The organism is Burkholderia sp. MSMB1078WGS (assembly GCF_001528895.1).
GTDB lineage: Bacteria > Pseudomonadota > Gammaproteobacteria > Burkholderiales > Burkholderiaceae > Burkholderia.
In genome coordinates, this window is sequence record NZ_LPDI01000051.1 from 1 (window position 1) to 1689 (window position 1689).

Annotated in this window: 3 protein-coding genes and 1 pseudogene; 3 read left to right on the forward strand and 1 reads right to left on the reverse strand. The window is 67.5% G+C overall.

Annotated elements, in window-relative coordinates:
• Nucleotides 1–123: pseudogene (locus tag WT24_RS15310) on the forward strand (hydrolase); the annotation flags it as partial.
• A gap of 66 nt (nt 124–189) precedes the next feature.
• Here WT24_RS15310 and WT24_RS15315 read toward each other — a convergent pair.
• Entirely contained in the window at nt 190–1113 is a 924-nt protein-coding gene (locus WT24_RS15315; RefSeq protein WP_059505704.1) for a LysR family transcriptional regulator, read from the reverse strand.
• 94 nt (nt 1114–1207) lie between these two features.
• On the opposite strand from WT24_RS15315, the gene WT24_RS15320 reads away from it, so the two are divergent.
• Nucleotides 1208–1375: a DUF1427 family protein gene (locus WT24_RS15320; RefSeq protein WP_060034507.1), complete on the forward strand. Its 168-nt coding sequence runs from the start codon at nt 1208–1210 to the stop codon at nt 1373–1375.
• Nucleotides 1376–1393: 18 nt separating this feature from the next.
• Nucleotides 1394–1689, forward strand: a 296-nt coding sequence (locus tag WT24_RS15325; RefSeq protein ID WP_156441803.1) for an amidohydrolase family protein, incomplete at its 3' end; no start/stop codon positions are given.

Consider the following 1689-nt stretch of genomic DNA (forward strand, 5'->3'; position numbering starts at 1 on the left):
ATCGCGAAGGAGCATTCGGGCGCGTACGGGATGGGCGTCGACTACGCGTACACGATGGTCCACAAGGCGCCGCAGCGTACCGCGACGCCGCACGAGTCGATCCCTGCCGTACCGGCGAAGTAACGGGCCGTCGGCCGCGATCGCCGCAGCGGCTACCGCGGCGATCGCGTGCCGTCGGCTGTCGCGCGTTCAGGCGGCGGGCAGCGCCCACGGCGCGCGCGAGAAATGTTCGGCGAGGAAAGCGAGCAGCACCGTCACGCGCGCGGCGCGCAGCATGCCGGGGGGCGTGACGAGGTTTACGTTGATGTCCGCGATCTTCCAGTCGCTCATCACTTCTTCGAGCGCGCCGCGCTGCAGCTCGTCCCACACCAGGAATTCGGGCTGAAGCGCGAGGCCGTGACCGGCGACGAGCGCGGGGACGATCACGTCGGCGTTGTTGGAGCGAATGCGTCCGTGCACGTTCACGCCGAAGTCGTCGCCCGATACCGTGTGACGAAAGCGCCAGTACTCGGGCGTCGGCAGGTTCGTGTAGGTGAGGCACACGTGCTGTTCGATGTCGCGCGGATGCGTGGGCCGGCCGTGCCGGTCGAGATACGCGGGCGATGCGACGAGTGGCCGGCGCACCGCGCACAAGCGGCGCGAACGCAGCGACGAATCGGCCAGTTCGGCGATGCGGATCGCGACGTCGAAGCCGCCGGACACGATGTCGACGATGTGGTCGGTCAGCACGAGGTCGATGTCGACGCGCGGATAGCGCTCGAGGAACGCGGGCAGCACCGGCGACAAATGGTGCAGCCCGAACGACATCGGCGCATTCACGCGCACGAGGCCATGCGGTTCGAGTGCCTGCGCGGACGCTTCGTTTTCGATCAGCTCCGCATCGGCGAGCAGGCGGATCGCACGGTCGCGCAGCAGTTCGCCGGTCGGCGTGAGCGACAGCTTGCGCGACGTGCGGTACAGCAGCATCGCGCCGAGGCGCTTTTCGAGGCGCGCGACCGCTTTCGACACGGTGGGTTGCGATACGCCGAGCAGGTCGGCGGCTTTAGCGAACGAACCCGTCTCGGCGACGCGCGCAAAGATGGCCCAGGCCTCGAGATCAGGAAGGTGTTGCATGGTCGGAAGGGATGGCAGGCAAGCGAAACGGATGCGATGCGCCGCGCGCGGCCTCGCGATGCGGGTGATTCTAATCCGGCCGGGAGAAAACGTTATGGAATCGTATTTACTTTCATTGGGCGCCGGCATGCTGATCGGCGTCGTGTACAGCGCGATCGGGGTGCGTTCGCCGGCGCCGCCGCTGGTCGCGCTGGTGGGCCTCGCCGGCATGCTGGTCGGCGTGCAGGCCATCGCGCCGGTTCGTCACTGGCTCGGCTTCTGACCGCATCGAGGACATTTCATGAGCGCAACCGGTACCCAACCCGATCTCATCCTTCACAACGGGCGCATCACGACGCTCGATCGTGCGAACCCGGTCGCGACCGCCGTCGCGATCAAGGACGGCCGCTTCGTCGCGGTGGGCGGCAACGCGGAGATCGTGCCGCTCGCTGGCCGTGCGACGAAGACGATCGATCTCGGCGGCCGCACCGTGCTGCCGGGCTTGATCGACAACCATACGCACGTGATTCGCGGCGGCCTGAACTACAACATGGAACTGCGCTGGGACGGCGTGCCGTCGCTCGCGGTCGCGATGCT